The sequence below is a fragment of the Collinsella ihumii genome, from assembly GCF_900046475.1.
GTDB classification, from domain to species: Bacteria; Actinomycetota; Coriobacteriia; order Coriobacteriales; family Coriobacteriaceae; genus Collinsella; species Collinsella ihumii.
This window is the reverse complement of sequence record NZ_FCOU01000021.1, coordinates 1-2,627: the sequence shown is the minus strand read 5'-3', so window position 1 is coordinate 2,627 and position 2,627 is coordinate 1. Positions and strand designations below refer to the sequence as shown.

General features: G+C 70.0%; 2 protein-coding genes. Both read right to left on the bottom strand.

What is annotated here, in order from left to right; genetic code table 11:
• Positions 1-92 precede the first annotated feature (92 nt).
• Positions 93-848, bottom strand: coding sequence for an IS21-like element helper ATPase IstB (gene istB / locus BN3789_RS12070; RefSeq protein ID WP_079989156.1), 756 nt, complete (start codon positions 846-848; stop codon positions 93-95).
• The gene (istA, locus tag BN3789_RS12065) at positions 841-2,334 is read right to left on the bottom strand and encodes an IS21 family transposase (RefSeq protein WP_066834720.1); all 1,494 of its coding nucleotides are present in this window, start codon (positions 2,332-2,334) and stop codon (positions 841-843) included. Before istA ends, istB begins: the two co-directional genes overlap by 8 nt.
• Positions 2,335-2,627: the final 293 nt, after the last annotated feature.

Below are 2,627 nucleotides of genomic sequence, written 5' to 3'. Positions count from 1 at the left end.
TGTGTTTGGTCAAGTCCGTCTTTCTGAAATGATCACGGAAAACTTTCGGGTTTGGGCACGCAACTTTTTCGGGTTCGGTCACGGGCGCGCCGCTAGCTTCCCGACTTGCCCAGCATGAGTGACTCCTCGAGACGGTGGCTTGGGCCGCCGAACTCGACGAGCCTGCCGTGGTGGACGACGCGGTCCACGATCGCGGCGGCGAGCTTGTCGTCCGCGAAGACCGTGCCCCACCGGCTGAACTCGACGTTCGTGGTGAACACTATGCTCCTCCTTTCGTAAGAGTCGGATATGACCTGGTAGAGCAGGCGCGCGCCGTCGACGTCGAAGGGGACGTAGCCGAACTCGTCGAGGATCACGAGCTCGGCCCTGCCGACGTCCGCCAGCAGCCTGTCGAGCGTCCCCTCGCGCTTCGCCTTGCCGAGCTGCAGCACCAGCGCCGCCGTCTGGAAGAAGCGCACGGGCACCCCGCGCCGGGTCGCCTCGATGCCGAGGGCCGTCGCCACGTGCGTCTTGCCGCGGCCGGTCGGGCCGTGGAAGACGAGGTCCTCGGCGCGCTCCACGAAGTCGAGCGAGAGCATCTCGTCTCGGCCCCAGCCCTCGGGAAAGCGCACGTTGGACCAGTCGAACCCCTCCACGGCCTTGGGCACGGGGAAGCGGGCCTGGCGCAGCAGCCGGGCGCGCTTCGACCGCTCGCGGGACTCGAGCTCGCGCGCGAGCATCCCCGAGCACGCGGCGAGCTGGCCCGGGGTCGCCGTCTCGAGGAACCACGCTATCGTCGCCTTCGATATGAACAGCGACCTGGCGCGCGAGGAGAACTCCTCGCGCTCGGCGTCCGGGATCCTAGGCACTGGCGGCGCCCCCCTCCAGCAGCTCGAAGGCCCGGTCGTACCCCGCGAGGTCGACCGGCTCGTCGTACTCGACGAGCGCGTCGCCGGCGGCCGCCCTAGCGGCGGCGAGCTCCAGGGTGGCGGCGTCGACGCCGCACGTGGCCCCGAGCGACCTCAGCGCGCCCTCCACGGTCGCCGCCCAGCCCCGCCTGGCGCTCACGTCGCGCAGCGCCCTGAGGTCGGCTCCGAGGTCGGCGGGCGACTCCGAGTCGAGGAACGCCACGAGCTGCTCGGGCAGGGACCCCCGCACGACGCTGTCGCGCCAGCCGCCGGGGCGCACGCAGAGCAGCCTCAGCTGCAGCATTGGGTCGGCGGAGTCCGTCGGCGCGTCGCCCCACTCGCGCGGGTACTCGGCGACGACCTCGCCTCCGGCGCCGACGACCGTGACGTCGAAGGCGCCCATCGCGACGGCGACCTCGCGGGAGGCGTTGACGGGCCCCGCCGAGTAGCGGTGCTCGCCGCCCGCCCTGAACGAGCCCTGCTTGTCGCACCTCCTGGTGAGCCACGTCACGCACGCGAACGGAGCCGCGGGCAGCGGCGAGAGCGCGGCGCGGTCGTCCCCGAAGAGCTCGGACTCGCTCGCGCCCTTGCGGTAGTGCGGCTTGCCGTCCGAGAGCGCCAGGCACGTCCCGAGCAGCCGCTCGTTGTAGGCCTTCACGTCCCAGACCTGCGGGACCGGGACGAAGAGGTTGCGCCTGAGCGTCCCGACCTTGTTCTCCACGGAGCCCTTCTCGTTCCCCGAGTAGGGGTTGGTGAAGCTGTAGTCGAGCCCGTAGTGCGCGGCGAACCGGCGGAAGAGCGCCGAGGTCCTCATCTCGGCGCCGACCCTGCGGCCGACCTCGGTGGCGTTGTCGAACACGGCCCGCAGCGGCACGCCCCCGAGGAACTCGAAGACGTCGCGGAGCCCCTGGCAGACGCACTCCGCGGTCTCGCCCCAGAAGACCTGCGCGAGCCCGACGTTTGAGCGCGGGAACGTGACCACGAGGAAGTGGCCGCGGGTGACGACGCCTCGCACGCGGAAGTCGGCCTGCCCGACTTCGACCTGGCACTCGCCCGGGAGCCAGTCGAGCAGCAGGAACCCCTGCGCCTCGCGGGCGTCGAGCTCGGCGGCGAGCTCCTCGCGCCTCCTCCTCACGTACCTCCTGACGGTCGAGTACGAGCCCTCGAAGCCCTTCTCCGCGACGAGCCGGTCGAAGACCCTCTTCGCGGTGTGGCGCTGCTTGTACCAGCAGCGCCTGTCCTCGAGCAGCCACGAATCGACCAGCGCCGCGAAGGGCTCGAGCAGGGGCGACTCGGGCGCCCTGCCGACCGCCGGCGGCGGCTCGCAGAGGTCGGTCTCCCTCAGGTACTTCCTCACCGTGGGCTCGGAGACCCCGGTTTCCCGGGCGATCGAGGCGACGCTCGCCCCGCCCCTCCCGAGCCTTCTGATATCGTCGATCTTGTCCACGCCGATCATTTCCTTCCCGGCCTCCCATCGTCGCAACCGTAGCAGCGACAACGTTAGGCCCCGTTGGGGATGGTCGGCGTGCCCATGCCCAAACCCGAAAGTTTTTCGTGACCATTCCCGAAAGCTCCGGGTGATCAAATCCGCAAGTCAGACGTTATCAAACACAGCCGAGTACCGGGACGCGTGCTCCGCGAGGGGCGAGGCGTCGATGGGTTACGACCGCTTCTGCAAGCGCTACCGCGAGTTCACCGTGAGGAAAAGCGTCGTGAGCCGCGTCGGGCACAAGGCGGGAA